This is a genomic window from Kribbella amoyensis (genome assembly GCF_007828865.1).
GTDB lineage: Bacteria > Actinomycetota > Actinomycetes > Propionibacteriales > Kribbellaceae > Kribbella > Kribbella amoyensis.
This window is the reverse complement of sequence record NZ_VIVK01000001.1, coordinates 6201496-6226484: the sequence shown is the minus strand read 5'-3', so window position 1 is coordinate 6226484 and position 24989 is coordinate 6201496. Positions and strand designations below refer to the sequence as shown.

At 70.6% G+C, this 24989-nt stretch carries 22 protein-coding genes; 9 read left to right on the top strand and 13 right to left on the bottom strand.

All coding sequences use genetic code 11. The features are described 5' to 3' along the window. The first annotated feature begins 116 nt into the window (after nucleotides 1–116). A complete protein-coding gene (locus FB561_RS28995; protein ID WP_145812199.1) occupies nucleotides 117–770 on the top strand; it encodes a response regulator in 654 nt (217 codons plus the stop codon). A gap of 277 nt (nucleotides 771–1047) precedes the next feature. On the opposite strand, the gene FB561_RS28990 is transcribed toward FB561_RS28995, so the two are convergent. Beyond that, nucleotides 1048–1515: a GyrI-like domain-containing protein gene (locus FB561_RS28990; protein ID WP_145812197.1), complete on the bottom strand. Its 468-nt coding sequence runs from the start codon at nucleotides 1513–1515 to the stop codon at nucleotides 1048–1050. Nucleotides 1516–1816: 301 nt separating this feature from the next. Here FB561_RS28990 and FB561_RS28985 point away from each other — a divergent pair, with 301 nt between their 5' ends. From FB561_RS28985 to FB561_RS28970, 4 genes are read left to right on the top strand one after another with little or no spacing between them, the layout of a single operon-like run. Beyond that, nucleotides 1817–2056, top strand: a complete 240-nt coding sequence (locus FB561_RS28985; protein WP_145812194.1) for an SHOCT domain-containing protein — start codon at nucleotides 1817–1819, stop codon at nucleotides 2054–2056. A 50-nt stretch (nucleotides 2057–2106) separates the two neighbouring features. Continuing rightward, nucleotides 2107–3297 carry an FAD-dependent oxidoreductase gene (locus FB561_RS28980; protein ID WP_145812192.1) on the top strand — a complete coding sequence of 397 codons (1191 nt, stop codon included), beginning with the start codon at nucleotides 2107–2109 and terminating at the stop codon, nucleotides 3295–3297. Next, the gene (locus tag FB561_RS28975) at nucleotides 3294–3725 is read left to right on the top strand and encodes a MarR family winged helix-turn-helix transcriptional regulator (RefSeq protein ID WP_170284797.1); all 432 of its coding nucleotides are present in this window, start codon (nucleotides 3294–3296) and stop codon (nucleotides 3723–3725) included. The genes FB561_RS28980 and FB561_RS28975 overlap by 4 nt, the downstream gene beginning before the upstream one ends. After that, nucleotides 3722–4324 carry a VC0807 family protein gene (locus tag FB561_RS28970; protein WP_145812188.1) on the top strand — a complete coding sequence of 201 codons (603 nt, stop codon included), beginning with the start codon at nucleotides 3722–3724 and terminating at the stop codon, nucleotides 4322–4324. Before FB561_RS28975 ends, FB561_RS28970 begins: the two co-directional genes overlap by 4 nt. Here the strand turns inward: FB561_RS28970 and FB561_RS28965 are convergent. Together FB561_RS28965 and FB561_RS38365 are read right to left on the bottom strand one after the other, a co-directional pair. After that, nucleotides 4321–5148, bottom strand: coding sequence for a phosphotransferase (locus tag FB561_RS28965; protein WP_145812186.1), 828 nt, complete (start codon nucleotides 5146–5148; stop codon nucleotides 4321–4323). The genes FB561_RS28970 and FB561_RS28965 overlap by 4 nt on opposite strands. Nucleotides 5149–5224: 76 nt before the next feature. After that, entirely contained in the window at nucleotides 5225–5518 is a 294-nt protein-coding gene (locus tag FB561_RS38365) for a Rho termination factor N-terminal domain-containing protein (RefSeq protein ID WP_202880768.1), read from the bottom strand. A gap of 264 nt (nucleotides 5519–5782) precedes the next feature. Between FB561_RS38365 and FB561_RS28955 the strand changes: the two genes are divergently transcribed. Next, a complete protein-coding gene (locus FB561_RS28955) occupies nucleotides 5783–7294 on the top strand; it encodes a glycoside hydrolase family 140 protein (RefSeq protein ID WP_145812183.1) in 1512 nt (503 codons plus the stop codon). Here FB561_RS28955 and FB561_RS28950 read toward each other — a convergent pair. The 7 genes from FB561_RS28950 to FB561_RS28920 all read right to left on the bottom strand — a co-directional run bounded on the left by FB561_RS28950 (nucleotide 7291) and on the right by FB561_RS28920 (nucleotide 13579). Then, nucleotides 7291–7521, bottom strand: a complete 231-nt coding sequence (locus tag FB561_RS28950) for a hypothetical protein (RefSeq protein WP_145812181.1) — start codon at nucleotides 7519–7521, stop codon at nucleotides 7291–7293. The two genes, FB561_RS28955 and FB561_RS28950, sit on opposite strands and share 4 nt — an antisense overlap. 20 nt (nucleotides 7522–7541) lie before the next feature. After that, nucleotides 7542–7898: a VOC family protein gene (locus FB561_RS28945; RefSeq protein WP_145812179.1), complete on the bottom strand. Its 357-nt coding sequence runs from the start codon at nucleotides 7896–7898 to the stop codon at nucleotides 7542–7544. Nucleotides 7899–7938: 40 nt separating this feature from the next. Continuing rightward, complete coding sequence (locus FB561_RS28940) at nucleotides 7939–8346, bottom strand: DUF6463 family protein (protein ID WP_145812177.1); 408 nt, start codon at nucleotides 8344–8346, stop codon at nucleotides 7939–7941. A gap of 113 nt (nucleotides 8347–8459) precedes the next feature. After that, nucleotides 8460–10457 carry an NAD-dependent DNA ligase LigA gene (gene ligA / locus FB561_RS28935; RefSeq protein WP_145812175.1) on the bottom strand — a complete coding sequence of 666 codons (1998 nt, stop codon included), beginning with the start codon at nucleotides 10455–10457 and terminating at the stop codon, nucleotides 8460–8462. Between the two features lie 39 nt (nucleotides 10458–10496). After that, entirely contained in the window at nucleotides 10497–11210 is a 714-nt protein-coding gene (locus FB561_RS28930) for a hypothetical protein (protein WP_145812173.1), read from the bottom strand. Between the two features lie 54 nt (nucleotides 11211–11264). Beyond that, on the bottom strand, nucleotides 11265–11930 hold the full coding sequence (locus FB561_RS28925) for a response regulator (RefSeq protein WP_145812171.1): 666 nt from the start codon (nucleotides 11928–11930) through the stop codon (nucleotides 11265–11267). Continuing rightward, the gene (locus FB561_RS28920; protein WP_145812169.1) at nucleotides 11927–13579 is read right to left on the bottom strand and encodes a sensor histidine kinase; all 1653 of its coding nucleotides are present in this window, start codon (nucleotides 13577–13579) and stop codon (nucleotides 11927–11929) included. Before FB561_RS28920 ends, FB561_RS28925 begins: the two co-directional genes overlap by 4 nt. Before the next feature lie 160 nt (nucleotides 13580–13739). On the opposite strand from FB561_RS28920, the gene FB561_RS28915 reads away from it, so the two are divergent. Genes FB561_RS28915 through FB561_RS28905 form a run of 3 tightly spaced genes read left to right on the top strand, consistent with a single transcriptional unit; the run spans nucleotide 13740 to nucleotide 16809 of the window. Next, on the top strand, nucleotides 13740–14747 hold the full coding sequence (locus FB561_RS28915; RefSeq protein ID WP_145812167.1) for a Bug family tripartite tricarboxylate transporter substrate binding protein: 1008 nt from the start codon (nucleotides 13740–13742) through the stop codon (nucleotides 14745–14747). Continuing rightward, nucleotides 14744–15292 (top strand): tripartite tricarboxylate transporter TctB family protein, encoded by a 549-nt coding sequence (locus FB561_RS28910; protein ID WP_238335111.1) that lies wholly within the window; start codon nucleotides 14744–14746, stop codon nucleotides 15290–15292. Before FB561_RS28915 ends, FB561_RS28910 begins: the two co-directional genes overlap by 4 nt. After that, nucleotides 15292–16809, top strand: a complete 1518-nt coding sequence (locus FB561_RS28905) for a tripartite tricarboxylate transporter permease (RefSeq protein WP_145812163.1) — start codon at nucleotides 15292–15294, stop codon at nucleotides 16807–16809. The genes FB561_RS28910 and FB561_RS28905 overlap by 1 nt, the downstream gene beginning before the upstream one ends. A gap of 89 nt (nucleotides 16810–16898) precedes the next feature. Here FB561_RS28905 and FB561_RS28900 read toward each other — a convergent pair whose 3' ends face one another. The 3 genes from FB561_RS28900 to FB561_RS28890 form a co-directional block, all read right to left on the bottom strand. Continuing rightward, nucleotides 16899–19037, bottom strand: a complete 2139-nt coding sequence (locus FB561_RS28900) for a sialate O-acetylesterase (protein WP_145812161.1) — start codon at nucleotides 19035–19037, stop codon at nucleotides 16899–16901. An 81-nt stretch (nucleotides 19038–19118) separates the two neighbouring features. Continuing rightward, nucleotides 19119–21155, bottom strand: coding sequence for a DUF6351 family protein (locus FB561_RS28895; RefSeq protein WP_202880767.1), 2037 nt, complete (start codon nucleotides 21153–21155; stop codon nucleotides 19119–19121). 143 nt (nucleotides 21156–21298) lie between these two features. Next, entirely contained in the window at nucleotides 21299–24904 is a 3606-nt protein-coding gene (locus FB561_RS28890; RefSeq protein ID WP_145812157.1) for a glycosyl hydrolase, read from the bottom strand. Between the last annotated feature and the right edge of the window lie 85 nt (nucleotides 24905–24989).

Here is a 24989-nt window from a genome sequence, read left to right as displayed (position 1 = left end):
CCGTGGCCGAAGGTCCCGAGCCGCGGGGGCCGGATGGCTCTGGGGTGCCGCGGCCCGGACGGCGACGCTGGAGGCGGGCGGCCACCTGAGAACACCGCCCGGCCGAAGGAGGAGCGATGACGATCCGAGTCTTCCTGCTGGACGACCACGAGATGGTCCGGCTCGGCCTGCGCCAGCTGATCGAGAGCGAACCCGACCTCGAGGTCGTCGGCGACGGCGGTACCGCGGCCGAGGCCGTCGCGCGGATCCCCGCGACCCGGCCCGACGTGGCCCTGCTCGACGTCCGCCTGCCCGACGGCGACGGCATCACCGTGTGCCGCGAGATCCAGTCGGTGATGGACGACCCGCCCGCATGCCTGATGCTGACGTCCTACTCCGACGACGAGGCGCTGTTCAACGCGATCATGGCCGGCGCGTCGGGGTACCTGCTGAAACAGGTCACCGGGACCGACCTGGTCGGAGCGATCCGGCACCTGGCGGCCGGGGGATCGTTGCTGGATCCGGCGATGACGCTGACGGTGCTCGAACGCCTGCGGCATCCGGTGCTCGACGAGGATCCCCGGTACGCGTCGCTCACCGAGCAGGAACGCCGGATCCTGGCCGAGATCGCCGCCGGCAAGACGAACCGGCAGATCGCCCAATCGCTCTTCCTCGCCGAGAAGACCGTGAAGAACTACGTCTCCTCGATGCTGCACAAGCTCGACCTGGAACGCCGGACCGAGGCCGCCGTCTTCGCCGTCGAGCACGCCCGGGCGCATCCGGAGGCCTGACCTGGAGCAGGACCATTTCCGCGCAGCCCGGTCCGAAAGCCTCTGGCCCGCGACAGCCGTGCGCGGTGTGCTGAAGGTGAAGAAAGTGGTCAGCGAGCCGGCGAAGGCAGCTGAGCCGGCCAGTCGCCCGGACCGGACCTGCCGACACCCCCCGTCGGCCGGGTCCGCGGTCCCGCAAAGTCGGGACCAGCGTCCCACTCGGCTTCTATCCCCCCGCCGGGTGGGACGCCTTCGTGTACCCCCGGCCTGTACCTCGCCCTGTACCTCGCCCGGTACGTCACCGGGCGGCCGCGATCGGCTGGATCACCTCGGTCCGGGCGCGGCGCTGGTCGCCGATCGGGAGGTCGCGGTAGATCTCCCACGCCTCCTCGGCCCCGCGGACGCGCTCGTCCTGCAGCCACTCGCCGATCGCCTGGTACGCCTGCTCGACCTGGTCGGCGGGTCCGACGTACCGGATCCAGACCGCGGGCCCACCCGGCAGGACCGACGGCTCGATCCCGTCCTCGGCGCCGACGGCCGCCGTGGTCGGGATCCCTGCCTCGACCTCGACCCGGTGGCCGGGCCTGGGCCGCAACCGCGCGAACGGATAGCCGGCGGCAACGATCCCGCGGTGGTACAGGCTCGCCGCGACCTCGTCACAGGTCCGGCGGATCCACGCCCGCGCCTGGTTCGACGGCAGGGTCGCCCGCCGGACCGCGGTGTGTTGCCGCGCGGTCATCGTCGTCTCCGGTCCATGGGTGAGCATCGGTTCCTCCGGTCGAGCCGCTGGTCAGCTCTACTCGACCTCGCCGCGCGGTCCGGCGGGAGGGGCGAAGGTCCCCGATCGGTCAGGAACCTGCCCGCCGGTCCTCGCTCAGCCCAAGTCCGGGTGAGCCGGCACGAAGGGGCCGACGGTGGTCGAGGCGGGGACCTTCGGCTCTGACCTGCGCACCGGAAGACGGGACACGCTGGACGCGATGGGAGCGCCGGCGGCGCACCGTCGAGCCGAGCAGCCAGGAGGGGTGGCAGCTCCGCGGCGAATCCGCCGGTGGAAGGGAGTGGTCGGGATGATGCACGGTTCCGCGACGGATCCGGCCTGGATCTTCGTGATGGTGGCGCTGTGGGCAGTTGCCATCGGAACGGCCTTCTGGCTCGGAGCTCGTCTGCTGCAACGGCAGCACCGCCCGCCGCCGGCGTTCCCGTCCGCGCTCGACATCCTCGAGCGCCGCCTGGCCAGCGGGGACATCAGCTACGCGGAGTTCGACGAGGCCCGCGCCCGGTTGCGCGAACACGAACTGGATATCTGAGGCCGGCCGTTGCTCTTGCACAGTATCAGCATGCTGATACTGTGGCGGGCATGCGGATCGTGATCGCGGGGGCCGGAATCGGTGGGTTGGTGGTCGCCCAGGCGTTGGTACGGGCCGGGGACGACGTGGTCGTGGTCGAGCGAGATCCGGGCGTCGCGGCGACCGGGGGCTATCGGTTGCACCTCGACGCCGACGCCTGTGTGGTCCTGCGGGAGCACCTGCCGCCGACGGGGTGGGAGCGGTTGCTGGCGGGTTCGGCCCGGGCGGCGGCGGTCCCGCGGTTGATGGTGCGAGACCACCGGTTGCGGCTGCTCGCGACCGCTCGACCGGTACCGGACGAGGAGTGGCTGCTCGTCGATCGGCGGCTGCTGCGGCGAGTACTGGTTGACGGGGTCGAGGACCGGATCTGCTGGAGCCGTACCGTTGAAGGGTTCGGCGAGTCCGCGGCCGGGGTGGTCGCCCGGACGACCGGTGGTGACCTCGAAGCCGACGTGATGATCGGCGCGGACGGTGCGCGGTCGGTGGTGAGCGAGCAACTGCTCGGCCGTCCGGCGGCGCGCGATCTCGGGTACAGCGCGGTGGCCGGCCGGGTGCCGTTGGCGCTGGCCGACGGGCTGGCCGACCTGGTGACCGAGTCCGGGGTCCTGGCGTTCGGGGTGGACGGGACGGGGGTGTTCCTCAGTCGTTCGGTCCGGACCGAGACCGCGGCCGTGGCCGGGGGAGTGGCGACCGAGGACGCCGACCTGGTCTGGAGCGCGATCGCGGCGACCGGCCGGATCAGTACCGACCCGGAGCGGCTGACCGGATTGTTACGGCGCTGGGATCCCCGCGTCCGGCGGTTGCCAGGGTTGTCGGATCCGGCGACGATCGCGCGGTTTCCCTTCCTGGCGGCCGATCCCGGCCAGGAGCTGATGCCGTGGCCGGCGAACAGGGTGACCGCCCTCGGGGATGCCGTGCACGCGATGCCGCCGACCGGAGGACAGGGCGCGGCGACCGCCGTACGGGATGCGGGGCTGTTGGCGGGCGCGTTGGAATCAGTACGGCGTGGGCGGGTGACCGTGCCGGTGGCGCTGGCCGACTACCAACGAGCGATGACCGCGTACGCACCTGCGGCGGTGGCGGAGTCGCTGCAGCCGGTGCGATGGATGCGGATGCTGGAGCGACCGGCCGCGAGGGTGATCGGCCGGGTCGCGTTCCCGGTCGCGGCCGCTGTGCGGAGTGTGGGCGTGGTGGCGAGATGACGACCTCGCGCAGTGTGCTTTGGGATCTCCTGCGGACCGCTCATCTGGCCGAGCGCGAGCTGACCCGCGTGATCGAGGACGCCGGGCTGACCCCGGCCCAGTTCGGGGTGCTGTCCTGCCTGGCCGACGGGGACGACCTCAGTCAGGCCGAACTGGCGCGCCTCATCATGGTGCGGCCGCAGAGCATGGGACGGCTGATCCAGGACATGGTCTCGGCGGGACTCGTCGAACGCACCGGCCCGGGCGGTCGCGGCCGCCGTACCGGTCTGCGGATGACCGACGCCGGATCCGACGCGGTGACTCGGGCCCGGCCGGCCGTCGTACGAGCCAGCCGCCCGGAGGCGCTCGGCCTCAGCACGGAGGCGCACCGGCGACTGGGCGAGCTCCTGGCCGAGGTACGAACCCGGCTGAGCGAGGACGGTCGGTGAAAGGTGCGGCGCGGACGGTCCTGGCCGTCGGCGAGAACGTCGGCCTCCCGATCGCGACGTACGGTGCCCTGCGGCTCCTCGGTCTCGACGACATCTGGGCACTGACCGGTTCGGCGGCTGTGTCGGCCGCGGTCCTGCTGGTCCAGTGGATCCGTACCCGCGACGTGAGCGCGCTCGGAAGCCTTGTCCTGCTGCGTTTCGCCCTCTCGCTGGCGCTCGCGTTCGTCACCGACAACGCCCGCTGGCTGCTGGTGAAGGACTCCCTGATCACCGCGGTCATCGGCCTCGCTGCCCTGGCCAGCCTGCTCTTGCACCGATCCTTCATCGAGCGGGTCCGCCGAGATCTCTCCGGCGACCCGGAAGCGTTCGACCGCAGACTCACCGACGAGCCCTGGTTCCGGAGGCGGCACCGCATCCTCGGCGTGCTCTGGGGAGCCGCCCTCCTCGCGGAAGCCGCCCTCTCGACCACGGTCTCGCTGACCCTCCCGATCCCGCTGGCCGTCCTCATCACCAACCTGACCGGCCCAGCCGTCATCGTCGGCCTGATCGTTCTGACCGAGACCACCACCCGCCGACCGTTGCCGGTGGCAAGTGGTTAGCGGAGGCCGGCGCGGAGTTGGGTCATCCATTCCTGGCCGCGCTGGTAGCCGTTGGGCAGCTGGTCGGCCTTGTCCCAGCGCCAGGTGACGACCATCGCGAGGACCAGGAGGCGGCAGTCGCGGAGGAGGTCCTGGTCGATGCCGGGGTAGTGCTCGGCCACCTCGTCGGGGGCGTGGGCGAGATCGAACTCGACCGGTCCACGACAGCAGGTCTCGAAGTCGATGAACCTCGGGCCGTCCTTCGTGGCGAGCAGGTTGCCCGGATGTGGTTCGCCGTGCAGTAGTTGCTCGGCCGGACGGCGTTCCTCGATCTTGCGACGGAGGGTACTCAGCGTGGTGCTGAGCAGTTCGCGGTCCGCGTCGGGGAGCTCCGGGGTCTGGTCGCGGTCCGCCAGGAGTTGTTGGGCGCTCGCGACTCGATCGGTGAAGTGCGGCGCGGGGACGTCGATCTTCCTCAGGCCGGCGGTGAGCTGCTCAAGGGCTTTCGCGTACTCGGCCGGCGAGAGAGGTTGCGTTGTCGAGGTCTCGTAGTAGGTCCACAGCGTGACCACGAAGCCGTCGCTCTCGTACACGCGGGGCTCCACCCGCGGATCGAGGGCGGCCACCGGGCTGCCGAGTTCCGCGAGACGTTGCGCGATGTCGATCTCGAACTGCGCGCACTGCTCTCCGGCCGGAGCCACCCGGGCCAGCACGTCGGACGGAAGGATGCGCAGGGCAACCTTGTTCGAGTTGTTGAGCAGGATCCCGTCATCGGCCTGTAGTCCAAGGGACGAAGCGACGTCCAGGGCCGCGGCGAGCGCGCGACCGGCCTCAGGCTCGAGCATGGGTGCCGGGTCCTCCGGGAGTCGACGCGTCGCACCGAACGGCACAACCCCGGCACCGTACCAACCAACCGGCTGCTCAGCCTCTGGTTTTGTCGAGAGCCCGGATCAGCTCCGACTTGGTCATCTTCGACCGGCCCTTCACGCCCAGGCGCTGCGCCTCGGCGTACAGGTCTTGCTTGCTGCGCTCCTCGTCCTGCGGGTGCGTCCCGACGAGACGCTGGGCGGTGAGCGTCGGCCGCTGCGGTTGCGGGATCAGGCCGACGGCAGGGCTGTCGTCCTCCTCGGTCAGCCGGCGGCCCACGTCCTGCAGTCCGTCCTTGACCTTCTCGTACTGCTCCCCGACCTGGTCGCCCAACGACTTCTTCGGCATGATCCCTCCTTCGCAGGCGCCGGATCTTCTCGGCGCCGCTCCTGAAGTGCCCGGAAGATCCACGCCCGATGCGCTCCCCACCCGAACCGACCGGATAACGACCGCCCCGGAACCGTTGGATTCGAGCGCTTGTTTGGAGGCCGCGGACGCCAGGCGGCAGCTTTGGTTCGAGGTTGTCTCGGATCGTGACGACGGACCGTGCGGTGGTGGTGGGTTGTGACAGGGTTGTCCGACGCAACGACCCTTGGTGAAGGTGGGGACTCTGTGGCGGCGGTGTGGGCGGAGATCGAGCTCGAGCTGACCAGTTCGGTAGAGGTGGCGGATCCGTACACCGCGGTCGAGGTGTGGGCCGACTTCGCCGACGAGGCCGGGGGAGTGTTGCGGCGGCCGGCGTTCTGGGACGGCGGGCGTACCTGGCGCGTTCGCTTCGCGGCACCCACGGCCGGGCGTTGGACGTGGACGAGCACTTCGGAACCGGCGATCGACGGCCTGACCGACAACGGCGAGCTGGTCGTGGACGAAGCTGCCGACGGGGACCAGCGGCGCGGTTTGTGGAAGCTCGAACGCGGCGACCGGGTGATGCGGCACGCCGACGGTACGCCGGTGGTCCTGGTCGGGGACACCGCGTGGGCGTTGCCGTGGCGGGCCACGCCGGAGCAGGTCGCCGTGTACGCGGCCGACCGGCAGGCCAAGGGTTTCAACGCGGTCCTGCTGATGTCGGTCCAGCCCGACATGGGCGCCGTCGGACCCGAGGATCGGACCGCGGATCAAGGGTTCGCCGTCGGGTTCGCGGATCTCGCCGACGGCCATCTCAACCGGCTGAACCCGAAGTACTTCCAGGAACTGGACGAGCTGGCCGGCATCCTGGTCGAGCACGGTCTGACCCCGGTGTGGCAACCCGTGTTCCAGGGTTGGGGCTGGAAAGGCCTCGACGCCGCGGGGCCGGTGGTACCCGTCGACGAGTACGCGCGGTACTGCCGGTACCTGGTCGCCCGGTACGGCGCACGGCCCGCGATCTGGCTCGTCGGCGCGGACGGATCCGGCCGCGAACCTCAGGTGGCTGCCGGTGGTGCGGAGGTGCACGCCTGGGACTGCTACGCGCAGCCGACCGGGATCCATTACCGGCCGCACATCCGCGCCGAGGCCCACCAGGATGCCGAGTGGCTGGACTTCCAGTGGTGCCAGACTGGGCATGGCGGTGAGCACGTCGCGGAGCGGGTGGCCGATATGGCTCGTAACTCCCCGCACGTGGCGGTCGCGAACGGCGAGCCGACGTACGAACGGACCGGTGGTCCGGAGATCGCGGCCGGCTGGTGGCAGGGCCACGAAGCCTGGTCCAACCTCTGTGCCGGCGGCACCATGGGCGTCGTCTACGGTGCCGCGGGTCTCTGGCAATGGCGCCTGCACGCGGACGAACCAGGTCACCCGGATCGGTTCCTCGCTGACGGTGTCGGCTGGCGCGAGGCGCTCGACTTCGAAGGCAGCAAGTACGTGGGCCTGGCCGGCAAGATCCTCCGCGACCTTCCGCTCGCCGATCTCGAGCCTGACTGGACCAGCCTGATCACCCCGAGGGCCCTCCGCGCCGGCCGCCTGCGCATCGTCTACCAGGAATCCGCCCGCGGCATCCGCATCGCGGCGCCGGACGTCCCCCAGCACTACACGGTCGTCGACCCCAGAACCGGCGCGACCTCAACCTCCGTCGACCGCGAAGACGCCACCTACATCCTCGACAAAGCCGAAGGCCCCCGAGTCATCATCTTCCACGACAACCCCTAACCCCGACGACGGCTCAGCCCGGCCATGATCAACCCGACGGGACCCAGGACGAAGTACTGCGGGTGATAGATGCCCTTGGCACGGGCGAGCGACTCGGCGGCGTCGCCGCACCACTTGTAGAACAGGACGAGGCTTGCCAACCCCGCCACGCCCAGCGCGATCCCGGGGCCGCGGGGAACGTGCGGGACGCTGATGCCGACCGCCACCGCAACTGACAAGGCTGCCACGGCCTTAGCGATTGTTCGTCTCATTGGTAGTACTGGACGAGGCAGAACTCGTTGCCTTCGGGGTCTTGGGCGATGACGATGACGCCTGCTTCGTAGTCGTGGCGTTCGCCGGTGAAGCTGCCGCCGAGGGTGCGGATCTGGTCCATCCCGGCGTCGATGTCGTCGACCAGGATGTCCAGGTGGACGCGGTTCTTGAGCTGCTTGGTCTCGGGGACCGGTTGGAAGACGAGGCGGGGGAGGGTGTCGCCGCGTTCGCCGAGGTACACCCAGCCCGGGCGGCTCGGTCCGGGGTCGCGGTCCAGGAGCTTGCTCCAGAAGCCGGCGACCAGGTCGACGTCGTGACAGTCGACCGTCACCCCCACCCAGTGACCCTTCATGCTTCTCCCTCCAAGCCGATGACCGCACCCTAAGGTACGGTCAGGCCGGGGCCGGTTCGTCGGCGCGGCGCTGGGAGCGGGCGCGACGGATGCCGAGGGCAAGGAACAGGATCGCCAGCACCGGGATGATCGCGTTCCAGTACACCGACAGGATGTACGCGTCGAGCGCCCACCACGCACCCAGGCCCCACACCAGGAAGGTCGGCGGGACGATGCCGCGACGACCCATCCAGACCACCACCAGGCCGAGCAGCGCCAGCGGGATCCCGAAGCTGTCCACGCTGAACCAATAGGCGCTCATCGCCGGGCTCATGCTCTGGAAGCCCTCGTCCCAAAGACCTCTCGCGAACCAGACGTCGGCGTGGGTGGCCGCCTTCTCCACGGTCAGCGCGCCGAGCGTGTGCAGGGTCCCGAACGCTGTGATGAGCCAGCCGGCCCAAGTGATCATCAGTGCGCCTCCTCCGGATTCGTTGCCGTTGCCGGGAACATACCACAAGGTATGGTACGGGCGCCGCACGCCGAGAATTCGCCGACCGGACAGGTCGGCGGCGGCGCCGGTCCTCAGCGGGGCAGGAGGTCGGCGGCCTGGAGTTGCTGCCAGATCTCGGCCTGGTCGACCACCGTGACGCCGAGCTTCTCGGCCTTGGTGAGCTTGGCGGCCCCGACGTCGGCACCGGTGATGAGCAGGTCGGTACTGGCCGAGACCGACGAGGCGATGGTCGCGCCGGCCTTCTCGCACAGCCGCTGGAACGCCGGCCGGGCGACCTTCTCGCCCGAGCGGGGGTCGCTGATCGAACCGGTGACGACCACCGTCTTGCCGGCCAGCGGTGCGCCGGCCGCGACGACCGGTGGGAGGTCCTCCTCGCGGACGTCGAGCGAGACCCCGGCCGCGCGGAGCCGCTCCAGCTCGGGCCGGAGCCGGGTGAGGTGCTCGATCAGGGAGGCGGCCACCTTCGGCCCGATGTCGTCCACCGCGACGAGCCCGTCCACGCCCGCGTCGGCGACCTCTTCCAACGAGCCGAACCCGGCCCGGCAGACGCGAGCCGCGGTGCCTTCGGAGGCCATCGGGATCGCCAGTCCGATCATGGCGCGGCGCAGGCCGACCTGGCGGCTGGTGTCGATCGAGTCGATCATCCGGGCCGCGGAGATCTCGCCGATCCGGTCGAACTCCAGCAGGCGTTCCTTGGTCAGCTGGTAGAAGTCCGACGGGTGTTCGAGGATCCCGGCCTCGGCCAGGCGCTCGATCCAGACCCCGCCGATCGCGTCGATGTCGGCCGCGGCCCGGGACGCCCAGTGGATCAGCCGCCGGACGGTCTGCGCGGGGCAGGCCACGTTGGTACAGAACAGTTCGCGGCTGTTGCCCTGCTCGGTCAGCTCCTGCTCGCACGACGGACACGTGGTCGGCGGCACGATCTCCCGCTCCGACCCGGTGCGCTTGGACGCGTCCAGGACCCCGGCGACGAACGGGATCACGTCACCGGCGCGGCGGACCAGGACCGTGTCGCCGATCTTGATGCCGCGGGCCCGGATCACCTCCTGGTTCGCCAGTGTCGCGCGGGTGACCGTCGTCCCGCCGACGAAGACGGGCTCGAGCCACGCGACCGGAGCGATCTTGCCGGTCTTGCCGACGTCCCAGACCACGTCGGCCAGGATGGTGGTCTTCTCCTCGGCGGCGAACTTGTAGGCCAGGGCGCCGCGGGGCGAGCTGGACCGCGTACCGGCGGCGGCGAAGGCGTCGCGGTCCGCCAGCCGGAGGACGGCGCCGTCCAGGTCGTAGTCGAGGTCGTTGCGTTGCTGCTCGATCGTGCCGATCACCGTCTGGGCCGCGGCGGCGTCGTCGCAGTGCGTCATGTCGGCGACGGTGAAGCCCATCGTCCGCAGCGCGTGCTCCAGATCGGTGCCGGCGTCGTCGTCCTCGCTGAGCAGGTCGAAGGCGAGGAACTGCAGGCGTCGTTCGGCGACGGTGGCGGCGTCCTTGGCGCGCAGGGTGCCGGCGGCCGCGTTCCTCGGGTTGATCAGCGGCTTGTCGGCATGGGCGGCGTTGTACGCGGCGAAGGTGGATCGCAGCATGACCGCCTCACCGCGGACCTCGACGCGATCGGGTCCGTCGATCCGGGCCGGGACACCGTCGGCCAGCGCCCGGACGAGCGGGGTCACGTCGTCGCCGGTCGTCCCGTCGCCGCGGGTGATCGCGCGGGCGAGCTGGCCGTTCTCGTACACGAGGGCCAGCGACAGGCCGTCCAGCTTCGGCATGACGACGACCGGCTGACCGGGGAAGCGGCTGAAGAACGCCTCGACCTGCTCGGGCCGGGTCGCCTTCTCCAGCGACAGCATCGGCCGCGAGTGCCGGATCGGCGCGTGCAGGACCGTGGGTGCGCCGACCTGGTCCAGCGGATTCGGGTCGGGCGCGAGCTCCGGGTTCGCCTCGATCAGCGCCCGCAGCTCGTCCTCGATCGCGTCGTACTCCGCGTCGGCCACCTCGGGCGAACCCCGGTAGTACGCGTCCCGCAGGACCACGATCCGGTCGGCCAGTTCCTGAATGCGCTCCCCATCGTCCACGAGCCAGGACACTACCCGCGAACCCGGACAATTCGGCGCTCACCGAACAGGTGGCGCGACGGCGAAGTCCTTCAGTACGAACGGCGGGATCAGGTCGGCCACGCGGCTCAGCGCGGGAACGGTCGCCAAGGTCTGCGGCACGGTCCACGGCGTCGGGGCGTACGCGACGACCTGGTTGCCGATGATCCGGAAACTCAGCTCCGGATGCGCGAGCAGGCATTCCATCATCCGGGGGTGCAGGACGGCCGAGGTGTACCGGTGCGCCGGGCTGGCGACGTAGTACTGCCGGTTGAAGGCCTCGCTCTCCGCGTCGAAGCTGAGCAGCTCCGGTTCGAGCAGGGGTTGCCGGCTGACCACGAGTTCGGGCAGGTGGACGGGGAGTTCGATCGCGATCACGTGGCCGACGTTCTTGGTCGGGTAGTACCTGGACCGGACGAAGTAGACGTACTCGCCCATCCGGATCCGGCGGCCCTGGTACTCGCCGGTCAGCGGGCGGTACAGCTTGCCGTCGTGGCGGAAGCACCGCGAACCGGCCCACCGGAGCATCGCCGCGCCGGCGGGGTCCGGGAGCCAGCCGTACCGGTCCGCGCCGGCTTGATCGCGGGCCAGCATGGCGTTGGACCGGTCGAGCCAGGGACTGCCGATGCGGAGGATCAGCCAGCCGACGAACGCGGCGAACCCCAGGAAGAAGGCGACCCCGAAGAGGAGCTCGAGAACAGCTTCCAGCCAGCCGGGCAGCGCGAGACCGATCACGGGGTGCAACGTAGCCGACCACGCGGTCACTCGCGCGCCAGGTCGAAGCGACGACTACGAAAGCCAGTGGTACCGGCGTTCGGGGCGCCCGGTGGTGCCGTAGCGGAGTGCGACCTCGGCCTGGCCGCAGGAGCAGAAGTACTCCAGGTACCGGCGGGCGCTGACCCGGGAGATCCCGACCTGCTCGGCGCATCCGGCCGCGGAGAGGGTGTGCTCGGCGCCTCGGAGCGCGGTCGCGACCAGGTCCGCGGTCTCCGGACTCAGCCCTTTCGGCAGGTGGTTCGCCGTCTGCCGCGAAGGTGCCAGTACGCGGTCGACGTCGGCCTGGCTGGTTACCCGGTCGGGCACGCTCGACCGGCGGCGCGCGTACTCCCGCAAGCGCGATTGGAGATCCTCGAAGCCGAACGGTTTCAGCAGATAGTTGACGACACCTTGCCGGACGGCGCCGCGGACAGCATCGGCCTCACGGGCGGCCGTGATCACCAGGATGTCGCAGTCCGGCTGCTCCGCCCGCAGTTGGGCGATCAGGTCCAGCCCGAAGGTGTCCGGGAGGTACAGGTCGAGCAGGACAAGGTCGGGCCGCAGCTCACGCAACGCGGTGACGGCCTGTTCGCCGGAGTTCGCGGTGCCGACGACCTCGAAGCCGTCCACCCGCTCCACGAAGCCGCGGTGGATCCGGGCCACCATGAAGTCGTCGTCCACGATCAGGACCGTGATCATCGGGCTCCCTCCGGCAGCCGTTCGACCGACATCCGGGCGATGAACGCGGCGCCACCGGACTCGGCGTTGGTGACCGCGACCTCGCCCCCGCGCCGGCGGCAGATCAGCCGGGTCATCGCGAGCCCGATCCCGCGTTCGCCCTCGGCCGCCGCCTTGGTGGTGAAACCGTGCGCGAACACCTCCTGGGCGAGCTCGGGGGTGACGCCGGGCCCGGAGTCCCGGACGACGATCTCGAGACTGGTGGCGTCCTGGCGCAACTCGACCTCGATCCAGGCCGGCGACAGCGGGGTACCGGACTGGGCCGCGGCGTCGATCGCATTGTCGACGAGGTTGCCGACGACGGTCGCGACGTCGGCGGCCAGCTCGGGGTCGAGCCGGAGCAGGGTGGTGCGTTCGGAGACCCGGAGCTCGACCCGTCGCTCGGCCGCGACCGACGACTTCGCCATCACCAGGGCCGCGATCGTGGTGTCGTGTACCCGCCGGGTCACGGTCAGGTCGAGCGACTCGCGATAGCGGTTCAGCGCGCCGATGTAGGTGACGACCTCGTCGTACTCGCCGATCTGGATCAGTCCGGAGATGGTGTGCAGCTGGTTCGCGAACTCGTGGGTCTGGGCGCGCAGCAACTCGGCCGAGCTGCGGAACGACCCGAGCTCGCGTTCGAGCTGGGCCAGCTCGGTCCGGTCCCGCAACGTCGTCACCGAGCCGAGCGAGTGGCCGTCCTTGGTGACCTTCATCCGGTTCATCACCAGGACCCGGCCGCGGCGCAGGACGACGGCGTCCCGGGTGTCCTCCTCGCCGGCGAGTACCTCGCGGAGGCGGCCCTCGATGCCGAGTTCCTTCAAGCTTCGTCCGACGGCGTGCTCGGGGAGGTCGAGCAGGCGCCGGCCGACGTCGTTCACGAGGGTGACGCGCAGGTGCGGATCCAGGGCGACGACACCTTCGGCCAGTCCGTAGAGCATGGCCTCACGGTGTTCGGCGAGGCCGGCGATCTCGCGCGGTTCGAGGCCCAGGGTCTGCCGCTTGATCCGGCGCGCCAGCAGCCAGGAGCCGAGCAGCCCGAGGACGCAGGCGATCCCGAGGTAGATGGCCAGGTACGACGACGCGCCGCGGAGCCGCTGCCAGATGGACGGGGACAACTCGCCGACCATGACGGTGCCGATGTGATCACCGAGCGTGCCGTCCAGCCTGTTGTTCTCGTCCGTGCCCTGACTCAGGACCGGGACCTGGGCCACCAGTTCGTCCCGGGAGTCGACGGCCAGCTGGCCTGACCAGCCGCGACCGGTCGCTACTCGCCGATCACCCAAGGTCAGTTTCGTCCCGATCGCGGTGGGGCTGGTCGCCGCGATCACCCGGCCCCCGGCGTCCGCGACCGTGATCGACGTGACGCCGGACTGGGTCAACGTCGTCTGGAGCAGCGGCGCGAGGACCTCGGCCGGTGCGGGCCGCCGGATACCGAACCGCAGGGTCTGGTTGCCGGACAGCTGCTCGGCGAGCGCGGTCACCCGGCGTCCCTCGACCCGGTTGAAGGTGGCCGCGGACTGCGCGAGCGAGACCGCGGCGACGGCCACCAGCACCACCACCACGATGGCCAGCTGCAGGACCAGCAGCTGACCGGCCAGCGTCGGCCGCCGTCGGAATCTCAACGTCACTGCCGCATGATCACCGGTCCGGCGGCTCAGGGCCACCCTTCGGGCCGGATCGGGCTGTGACCACAATGAACTCAACCTCCGCTGCGGACACAACGACCACGGCGCGCCGGAACGGGGCCACGATCGTCGCGATCGGAACCCCTGCGAGAGGACACCGCTGATGAAGTCTCGGTCGCTACTGCTGGCCTCCACGGCCCTGGTCGCCGTACTCGGTCTGTCGGCGTGCGGCGCCACCGCCGAGAAGAACGGCGCCACCGACACCGGGAGTGACAAGCCGGCCACCGGTCTGCGGCTGATGGTGCCGAACACGGCCGGCGGAGGGTACGACACCACCGCGCGGGTGGCCGCGAAGGTGATGGACGACGCCAAGATCGCCAGCGGGGTCCAGGTCTTCAACCTGCCCGGCGCCGGCGGCACGGTCGGCCTGCAGCGGACCGTGAACGAGAAGGGCAACGGCAAGCTCGCGCTGCAGATGGGCCTCGGCGTGGTCGGCGCGACGTACACCTCGAAGTCCAAGGCGACCCTGACCCAGACCACGCCGCTGGCCAAGCTGATCGAGGAGGCCGGCGCGATCGTCGTGCCGAAGAACTCGCCGTACCAGTCGATCGGCGACCTGGTCGCGGCCTGGAAGGCGAACCCGAAGGGGCTCGCGGTCGGTGGCGGCTCGTCGCCGGGCGGTCCGGACCACCTGTTGCCGATGCAGCTGGCCCAGGCCGTCGGCATCGACCCGAAGCAGGTCAACTTCGTCTCCTACGACGGCGGGGGAGAGCTGCTGCCCGCGTTGCTCGGCAGCAAGATCGCGTTCGGGGCGAGCGGGTTCGGCGAGTTCCTGGACCAGGTGGAGAGCGGTCAGGTCCGCGTCCTCGCGGTGACGAGTGAGCAGCCGATCGAGGCGCTGAAGGACGTCCCGACGCTCAAGGGGTCCGGAATCGACCTGGTGTTCACCAACTGGCGCGGGATCGTCGCCCCGCCGGAGATCAGCGCGGAGGACAAGCAGGTCTGGATCGATGCGCTGACCAAGATGCACGAGTCCAAGGAGTGGAAGGCCGAGCTCGTCAAGCACGGCTGGACCGACGCGTTCGTCACCGGCGACGAGTTCGGTACCTTCCTCGCCGACCAGGACAAGCGGGTCGCGGAGATCTTGACCAAGTTGGGCCTGGCGGCATGATGACCGACCGGCTTCCCGAGACCGCGGCCGCCGGTGACCGGGCCGCGCCGGAGGCGGGGCGGACCACCGACCGGGCCCAGTACGGGCTGTGTGCGTTCCTGGCTGTCGTCGGCGTCCTGGTGGTCGTCGACGCCGCCCGGCTCCGGCACATTGCCAACAGCAACGACCCGATCGGTCCGAAGCCGATCCCGATCGTGCTCGGCGTGCTCCTGTTGCTGATCGCGGTCCTGTACGCGGTGGACGTCGCGCGGGGCGGCTCCGGCGAGGCGGAGGCGGGTGAGGACGTCGACATCACCTCGCCGGTGGACTGGCGGACCGTGCTGCTGCTGGTCGCCGCGTTCGTCCTGAACCTGGCCCTGATCGAGCCGCTCGGCTGGGTGATCAGCGGATCGGTGCTGTTCTGGGGCTGTGCGTTCGCGCTCGGCAGCAGGCACCACGTCCGGAACCTGGTGATCGCCGTGGCGCTGTCCTTGACGACGTTCTACGCGTTCGCCATCGGCCTCGGCGTGAACCTGCCGGCCGGCGTCCTGCAAGGGATCCTGTGATGGAGAATCTGCAGAACCTGCTGACCGGGTTCGGCGACGTCCTGACCCCGCTCAACCTGCTGCTGGCGCTGCTCGGCGTCACGGTCGGGACCGCGGTCGGAGTACTGCCCGGCATCGGTCCGGCGATGACCGTCGCGTTGCTGCTGCCGATCACGTACGGGCTCGAGCCGGTCCAGGCGTTCATCCTGTTCGCGGGCATCTTCTACGGCGGCATGTACGGCGGCTCGACCACCTCGATCCTGCTGAACACCCCGGGGGAGTCGTCCTCCGTCGTGACCGCGATCGAGGGCAACAAGATGGCCCGGGCGGGGCGGGCGGCGCAGGCCCTCGCGACGGCGGCGATCGGGTCGTTCGTCGCCGGCACGATCGGGACCGCGCTGCTGGTGCTGGTCGCTCCGCAGGTGGTCAAGTTCGCGATCAGCCTGGGCGCGCCCGACTACCTGGCGATCATGCTGCTCGCGTTCGCCGGTGCGACCACGGTGCTCGGTTCGTCCCGCCTGCGTGGTCTCGCCGCCCTGCTGCTCGGCCTGGTGATCGGGCTGATCGGCATCGACAAGGTGACCGGCCAGGAGCGGCTGACCTTCGGCGTCCCGCAGCTCGCCGACGGCATCGACGTCGTCGTGGTTGCCGTCGGCATCTTCGCGGTCGGCGAGGCGCTCTGGGTGGCCGCGCACCTGCGGCGCAACCCGGGCACGGTGATCCCGGTCGGCCGGCCCTGGATGGGCCGCTCCGACTGGCGGCGGTCCTGGAAGCCGTGGCTGCGCGGCACCGCGTTCGGGTTCCCGATCGGGGCGCTGCCGGCCGGCGGCGCCGAGATCCCGACCTTCCTCTCCTACGCAACCGAGAAGAAGCTCACCAAGCACCCGGAGGAGTTCGGCCGCGGCGCGATCGAGGGCGTCGCCGGACCCGAGGCCGCCAACAACGCGTCCGCGGCGGGGACCCTGGTACCGATGCTGGCGCTCGGCCTCCCGACGAACGCCACGGCGGCGGTGATGCTCGCGGCCTTCACCTCGTACGGGATCCAGCCCGGCCCGTTGTTGTTCGAGCGCGAGCCGAAACTGGTCTGGGCGCTGATCGCCAGCCTGTTCGTCGGGAACCTGATGCTCCTGTTGCTCAACCTGCCGCTCGCGCCCGCCTGGGCGAAGCTGCTGCAGATCCCCAGGCCGTACCTCTACGCCGGCATCATCTTCTTCGCCTCGATGGGCGCGTACGCCGTGAACGCGCAGCCGCTCGACCTGCTCCTGCTGCTGCTCCTGGGCGGACTCGGATTCGCGATGCGCAGGTTCGGCCTGCCGGTGCTGCCGCTGATCATCGGCGTCATCCTCGGCCCGATCGCCGAGCGGCAGGCCCGGATGTCGCTGCAACTGTCCAACGGCGACGCCGCCGGCCTGATCGGCGGACCGGTCGCCTACGTCATCTACGCCGTCATCCTGGTGATGATCGCGTGGCCGCTGGTCCGACGGCTGCTGCCGGTGACCAGGAGCGACGCCAAGAGTGACGCCAAGAGCAATGCCTAGGAGGAAGTCCTGGGACGTGGCCCGCCCTGACGGCCGTCGAGCTGAGGTTGCCCAGGGCAACCTCGGCTCGACGGCCGGCGGACCCAGTGCTAGCCGATCGGGATCCGGAAGGCCAGCAGGCCGATGCCGAGGGCGTTGACGACGCGGGGACCGGCGCCGTGGTGGGCGAGGTACGCCACCGTGGTGTCGGCGGGAACCGGCCGGTCGAGCGTCAGGACCAGACCACGGCCCCGCTGCCAGCGGACGGCCTCCACGACGGCGCCCGGTACCTGGAAGTCCGCGGCGGCGCCGTCCTCGACGGTGACCGGGTCGGCGGGCGTGCGGAGTTCCACCACCAGCTGGTTCGGGTTGTCGTCGATCCGGTGAGCCGTACCGGGGTTCGGTGCCGCCACCTTCGGAGCACCCGGGCGGTACAGGCCGTCGAGGAGCATCGCGGCGTTGTGTTCACCGAAGGTGCGGTAGCCGTCGATGTAGTCGTAGTGGCAACCGACATGGCCGTTGAGACCGGTCGTCGACAGCACCCGCAGGTTGGCGATGGTGTCCGGCAACCGCCGTTGCGCGTCCCGGAGCGCGACCGGTTCGGCCTGGTCGCAGGGGGAGCTCCGGACCTGGTGAACGTACACGGGCAGGTCGGCGCCGTAGTCCTTGCGCCAGTCCGCGACCAGCTTCGTGAATCCGGTGACGTGGGAGGCGGCGTTGTCGCGGTCGGCCTCGCCCTGGTGCCACAGCATGACGTCGATGGCGCCCGGTTCGGCCAGACCGGCCCGGGTGAGACGGTTCAGCAGCATCCCGTAGCTGGTCGTGCCGTCGGTGGGGTTGCTGTCGTTGCGGGCGAAGTAGCCGATTCCTCGGCCGCCCCGGGCGCCGTTGACGACGGCGATCGGGATCCTGAGCTCGGCCGACATCAGCTGGCCCATCCGGACCGCCCACTGGCCGATCGCCCCGACGCGCTGGATGTTGTCGCCCATCCCGTAGGTCCAGCCGCCGATGGCGCCGGCCAGCCGCGAGTTGTTGTTGTTGGACGTGCCGTAGGTCCGCACCCAGCGCGATCGGTCCGCGTCCGACGTGGTCGAGTTCACCTGCCGGCCGGCCTGCGCGTTCGACTGGCCCTGGATCACGATCACGTCACCGGCGACGACGTCGACCGCGCGGCCGATGCGATGGCTGCCCCCGTCGGCGGTCCGCGCGACCAGCTCGAAATCGGTCGAGGTCAGTGCCACCGGCAACGAGACGGAGAACGAGAACCGCGGTGCCGCCGAGGACACGGCGGCTCGTTGCGTCGTCTGCCGGCCGTTGCGGGTGGTCCGTAGCTCGACCGCGGTGACGTCCGGGTCGAGCGCCTCGCCGCTCACCGGGACGGACACACTGGTGGCCGTCCGGCCGGGGCGCGAGACCACCTGGCGCGAGCTGGGTGCGGTGTCCACCTTGACCAGCGAGGGCCGGGCGAAGAACGTGAGCTTCCGGGCGGTGTAGTCGGCGGCGTTCGCGGCGCCCGTCCAGTCCGGGTTCTCGCCCGTTCCCGTACCGATCCCGACGTCCATCGTCTGCGGGCCGTCGGAGGTGAAGGCGTTGACGGCCAGGACCGGGGTCGCGGTGGGGGCGTCCTTGATCGCGGGCCCACGGGCATCGCGGGCATCGGCGAACGCGTGCACCTGGAACGAGCCGTACCCGTTCGCCCAGAGGACATGGTCGTCGGCATCGCGGGCAGTCTCGGAGGCTCCAGGGACCTGTCCGGCCCGCGTCCCGTCGTACTGGTTGGGCCACATCTCGACCCAGCCGGAGCCGCCGTCGAGCTGCTGGACGCCGGGGACGTTGGAGGCCACCGTCAGGTCGTCGACGAACTGGTGCCGCGCCTGCTCCATCCGGGTCGGCAGGCCCACGTCACCGGGGTTCGCGCTGAGCGCCTCCATCGATGTCCACACCCAGCTCGTACCGGCTTCGGTGGTGAGCTCCAGGCAATAGCCGACCCGGTCGAAACCGCCGGCCACGTCCGCGGTCTCGTCGAACGTGTACGGCGGGGTGACCTCCCGCCAGTTCGCCGCGGTGGGCAGGTCGAGCCCCCGCACCGGCTGGTACCCGGCGGCCTCGGCATCGCAGGAGTTGGACGTGGCGTCGTTGTCGGTGGGTTCGGCGGCCGCGATGCCTGAGGCGGGGACGATGGCCGAAGCGAAGGCGAGCGCGGCGGATCCGATGACCAGCGAGCCGGTTCTGAGCCGGTGTCGCGACATGGGCACTCCTCAAGGGGGTTCGGTCCCGGCTGATACGAACAGCGGGGACGCCACCGTCCGGGATCGGTGGCGTCCCCGAGATCACTTGACCGCCGGCCAGGTGTCGCGCAACGGCTGCTGACCGACGCCCGGTTTGGTCCAGTCGCACACGCCCGACGGGAAGATCCTCGACATCCGCTCGCGCTCGGCCGGGCTGAAGCTGACCGAGTAGTCGCTCCAGGCAACGGCCTTGCGGTGGCAGGTCACCACGTCGTCGGGGAGCGGCGCGCCGGCCACCAGGCGTGGGGTGGAGTAGGCGGGGAAGAGCTGGCCGCATTCGCCCGCGTTGTCCGCCGTGAGCCGCTGGACGATCTTGCGCGGCGCCGCATCACGACTCCAGCAGGCGTCGGTGAGCTCCGCCGGCTTGGTCCGGACCACCTTCTGGTGGGCGGGCAGCGCCGAGTCGTCGCCGACGAGCGCGGTCAGCCATTCCTCCATGCTCGTCAGGGCGTAGCGCAAGGTCGGGCTGGTCAGGCTGAACCCGCCGTAGCGGCTGTCCTCGACCAGGAAGACCTGGTTGTCCGCGTCGCCGTTCGCCGCCTCCAGCCGGGCCCGGGTGGCGAAACCGTGCGTCATCATGTGGATGTCGCCGTTCGCGGCGTCCTCGGAGTACGACCGGTAGTCGATGATCGGCGTACCGGCCAGGCCCGCCCCGCCGAACAACACCCGGCCGGTCCGGTAGGCGGCGTTCCGGGCGATCGGATCGGCCGACGTGCGCGCGGTCGTCGGTACGGCATCGAGGTCCAGGCCGCCGATGCCTTCGTTGAGGTCGAGGAACTGCTGCGTGCTGATCGCGCCCGAGTTCAGCGCGGCCAGTCCGTACTGCACGCCCACGTTGTCCAGCGGTCGCCGGGCGAACCCGGTGGCCGGGTCCCGTCCGTAGACGTTGGCGGTGTGGTCGTAGACGTCCGCGCGCGCACCACCGGGATTGGTCTGCGGGTGGTAGCGCAGCTCCGCGGGCAACTCGTCGGGGAACTCGGCGACCGGGTCGAGCCGTTTCGCCCCGTCGCTGAGATTGCGGATGCTCTGCCAGCGCAGGAATCCGGCGACCTGGCGCTGCTCCTCCTGGCTGAACGCGCCCGGCGCGACCTCGGTGAAGTAGTGCTCGAGCAGCCGGGCGTCGAACAGCGTGATGTTGGTCGCCGACGCGACGTCGGGAAAGCTCCGGCCGACCACGATGCCGTCGAGCAGGCCCGGGTAGTTGTCCGCGATCTGATGGCTCTGGTACGACCCACCGGACGATCCCCAGCCGATGGTGAAGAGCGGATCGCCGTACCGCTCGACGAAGCGTTCCTTGACCATCATCATCGTCTCGGCCGCGAGCAGGTCGTTGCAGTTGTTGCCGAAGACGTTCAGCGACGCCGACGCGACCGCGTAGCCGCGCCCGAGCATCTGCGGGTCCAGGACGCCGCCGGTGTCCGTGCCCTGGGTGTACCAGCCGCGCCGGCAGCCCCCGCCGAAGGTGTAGATGAGCCGCTCGTTCCAGCCGGGGCTGCGCTGGGAGTACGTCGGGTCGTCCGTCGCCGGGTCGTGCAGCATGGCGATCTGGTAGATCGAGCGGTTCAGCGTGCCGGTCTCGATCCGGATCAGGAACGGGACCGTCTCGCCGGTGATGGTGGTCGTGGTGGCGAGATCGGCGGGTCTCGTCGCGGGATCCGGCAGCGGTTTCGTCCGGCCCGCCGTCGAGCGGTACGCGTAGTCGACCCGGGTGGCCACCGAGCAGTCCGGGTCGAGCGGTGCGCCGAGTGTGCTGCCGTCGACCAGCCGGAACTTGTCGGTGGTGCAGGCGTACGGCTGTTCGTGCGGACCGCTGATCACGGGACCGGTCGCCGGATGGTTCGTCAGGACGAGCTGGTCGCGGAGCGGCCCGGCGGTCGCGACCAGGTGATTGCGGCCAGGCCCCAGCCGATCAACCAGGCCGGTCAGGGTGTGTGTGCTCGCGTCGGCCCGGAAGGAACCGGTGACGTCGGCGCCGTTGAGCTTGAGCCGCACCCCGTCCAGCGGCTTGTCGCGCGGCACCTCCGCGGTGACGAGCACGTCGTTCGCCGTCACCAGTTCGGGCCGTGCGGACAACGCCACCAGGCGCAGCTCGTCGCCCGCCGCCGATGCCGGCGCTGGGTGGGGTGCGACCAAGGTGGACGCGATGAGAGCGGCCGAAACGACGGCGAGGATCGGGCGTCGCAGGCGGTACCTCGGGACTGGGCTCACGGCGGTCCTCGCTCTCAACGGGCGGTGGAGTAGACAGCGAACTGGGCCAACTGTGTGTTGTGACCGGGAGACGTCGGTGAGGACGTCTCGGTGATGCGGAGCCGTACGTACCGCGCCTCTGTCGGGACGACGGGCAAGGTGGTTGCCCGAGGACTCGCTTCGCCCTCGACCGACAGCACGGTCGTCCATTGCTTCCCGTCCAGGGAGGTCTGCACGTCGTACGCCCTCGGCGCCCAGTTCTCCCGGCCGCTCAACCCGACCGCACCCACCTGCGTGGCGAAGCCGAGGTCCACACCCAGGTACTCCGGCGACTCCGGGGTCGGTGCCTGACCGGGCGTCTGACCGGCGGACACCCAGTGCGTCGACGCGGATCCGTCGGTCAGCATCGACGGCGGATGCTGGTACTGGTAACTCGACGCCCAGACGCTCGGGTACTGGCTGCCGGTGGTGTTGACCGCCAGGTCGTCGGAGTGCCGGAGCGTCACGTGGTCCTGCCCCGCCGCCCCGTTGTCCGCCACCGCGTCTACGGCGAGGACGGACGAGCCCGACGCGCGCTCACCGTTCACGCGCACGAGCGCCGTCGCCGAAGACCGGCCCGGAATCTCCAGGGTCGGCCGGTCCGGCGTCGCCTCGACCCCGTCGCCGGTCGTCACATGGACCCCGACCGACACGGGTCTGGGGGAGTTGTTGGCGATCCGCACGCGGGCCCGGTTGGTGGCTCCGGCGGCCAGCGGCAGTTCCCGCTCGAGGGCCTCCACCACCAAGGTCGGCTCCTTGGCCTCCCGCGGGGTCAGGCGTACCGGCCCCAGTAGCCCATAGTCCATGCGTGGCCGGGCGGCTGCCCCGGTGCCGGGTGCGACCCGGACCGCGTTGAGGAGGGTCGACGCCACGCGAACCGTCAGGGTGTTCTCACCGACCCGCAGAAGGTGTCCGACCTCGAGGTGGCGGAGGTCCTGCGGGTTGCTCGCCGGAAGCTGGGTGCCGTTCAGGGTGACGGTGACGGTGTCGACGGCTTTGCCCAGATCCAGGTCGGCCGTGCGGACTCCGTCCCAGGAGTCGTCGAGGGTGAAGGTCGAGGTGTAAGTGCCGACCCCGGACACGTCGCCGAGGTCGGTGCCGTAGCCGTTCGCCGGTGTGATCGCCGACCACGGCGGCAGCGTTCCCCGGTCACCGGCGACAGGAGCGACGGCCGGAAGGGTCGTCTTGGCGGTGTCGCCGGGCCGGCCTGACGTGCCCCGGCTCCAGCTCTCCACCTGGAGGGTCCAGTCGTCGAGAACCTCGGTGCCCAGGCCGGTGTTCTTGGCCAGGGTCGGACCGTGATCAGCACGCGCGGACCATTTGAAGGTGTCGTCCTGCCGCGTCGACAGCGCGATGACCGCGGTGTCGGCCGCCGCCAGATCGACGTCGACGACGACGCCGTTCGGGGTCTTCCGGTAGTCGGTGAGCGGAGTGACCTCGCCGGTCCAGGTGTTCAGCTTGTACGGCCGTCCCTCGCCCGTGAGCGTCACCTGCTGCTCGGTCGCCCACGACCGCTGGTTGAACAGGTAGTAGTAGTTGGTGGTTGCGTCGGACCGACGGACGGACAGTACGTCGGCCGACGGCGTCGTGGGCGCGGCGGCCGGCGTGATCCCGAGCCGGGCGAGCAGGTCCGGTACGGCGGCGAGGTCGGCCACCCGGTGGACCCCGGGCTGCGCGGTCAGTTCCGCGATCATCCGCCGCAGCTCGGCATCCTGCTTGGCCGCGTCGTGGAAGCCCGGTGTTGCCGAGGGCACCTGACCGGCGAAGACGATGGGCAGCCCGTCCGCGGCCAGGTCGAGCAACCGGCGCGCGGTGTCGACCGTCATCGTCTGCTGATCCGCGAGCACGATCGCCTGGTGCTCACCGGCCGCCGGGAACAACCGCCCGTCCGTCACCTGGGCCGACGGCATCCGCAAGTGGGCCGGGCTGAGGTACTCGTACGTGTAACCACGTCGGGCCAAGGGCGAGTCGCTCTCCAGCAGAGACTTCGGCCCGGTGAGCGTGGTGGCCGGCGACCGCAGCCCGAAGTCCTGCAGGTAGACGGCGACGTCGAAGGTCGGTTTCCCTTGCCGGAGCACCAGTTGCAGCCGGGCGAGGTGGTCGTTGATCGCCTTGTAGTCCGGCCAGTTGGGCCCGCCCTTGGCTCCCCAGGCCTCGGAGAACGAGGTGTTGCCCCCGTACGACATGCCCGGCCAGATCGCCTGGTCGGCGGTCCCTTCACCCTTGCTCAGATACGGGTAGCCGTGCCAGATCACCTGGGTCACGCCGCCCGCGTAGCCGCGGTACACGGAGTCGAGGTTGGCCGAGTTCCGCCAGCCGCCGGCCGTCGTCGCCCAGACGCTCTCCCGGGCCGCGCAACACTCGCTCGACACCACCTGGGTACCGTTCAGGTGCGCGCCGACCGATACCAGCCGATAGGGCTCGATGTTGTCGTAGAACACCAGCGACTCGCCCTCGGGAACGTCGACGTGCGTGGCCGCTTCCGGGGTGTCCACGGGGCCGCCGTACGGCTGGGTCCGCAGCGCCATGCCTCGTTCGTTGGCCCACCGGCGGAGCGGTACGAGCCGGGAGTTGACGTAGAGGTCGTTCCAGGTCTGCCGGTAGTCGGTCCGGATGCGCGCGCCGCTGCCGTCGGTGAAGTCGAAGAACGGGGCCGCGGTGAGGCCCGAGGAGCCGGCGTCGGTGAGGGCCGGGAGGACCGGGATCGGCGAGTAGCCGCGCCGCTGCTCCCACTGGTCGGTGAAGTCCCACGTCCACTTCTGCGAGTCGCCGAGTTCGAGCGAGTCCTCGAAGAGGTCGACCCGGCCGACGGCGTCGAGCGCCTCCCGGACCGGTGGGGTGAGGATCGAGGTGTCGTAGAACTGCGTCGTGGCCCGGACACCCTGTTCGCTGAGGTGGTCGAGGACGTAGTTCGGCTTGGTCGTGGTGAAGTTGTTGCGTACCTGGCCGTCGCCGGTGTGGAAGAAGCCGATCAGGACGTAGGTGTCGGCGGCGTCGCCCGGTACCTCGACGGTCAGTGTGCCGTCGTCGCCGACGCTGCTGGTGAGGTCCTGCACGCTGTCGCGGTGGAGCATCCGTGGACCGCCGGCCTGACCGTCGCAGGCCGCGTCCGCGCACCGGGCCAGCAGGACCGCGACCGGGGTGGGCCGTGCCCCGGCCGGGGGTTTCGGCCGGAGGTTGGCCGGCAGGGGACCGCTGTACTTCGTGCCGCCCTTGACGAAGGCGTGCGAGAACACCACCTCCTGCGCGGCCCGCGGATCGTTGACGTCGGTCACCGTGGGGACGATCGCCGGCCAGCGTGGGCTGATCGTGAAGTCCAGGCCCAGGTCGAGCTCGTCCGCCGTCTCCAGCATCGTGCGGACCTTGCCGGCCCAGCGCGGCGAACCCCAGCCGTACTCCGCCAGGAAGTCGGGGTCCGCCGCCCGCGGCCCGATGGCGGGAGTCGTGGCGACCTCCGCCCCACCCGCGCCGACTGCCTTCATGTCGGCGAGCTCGGCGCGCAGCTGGTCGTCGTCGGTGAAGGCCATCGGCATCCACCAGCGGTACTTCGGACGCACCGTCGCGGGCGGATCGGCGAACGTCTCGGCGGTCAACCCTGGCACGGATTCCGTCCCTGCTGATCTGGCCGGCGCGGGCGACGCGGCAGTCGGTGCGATGGCGACGAGGAGGCCGGCGAGCGCCGTCGCG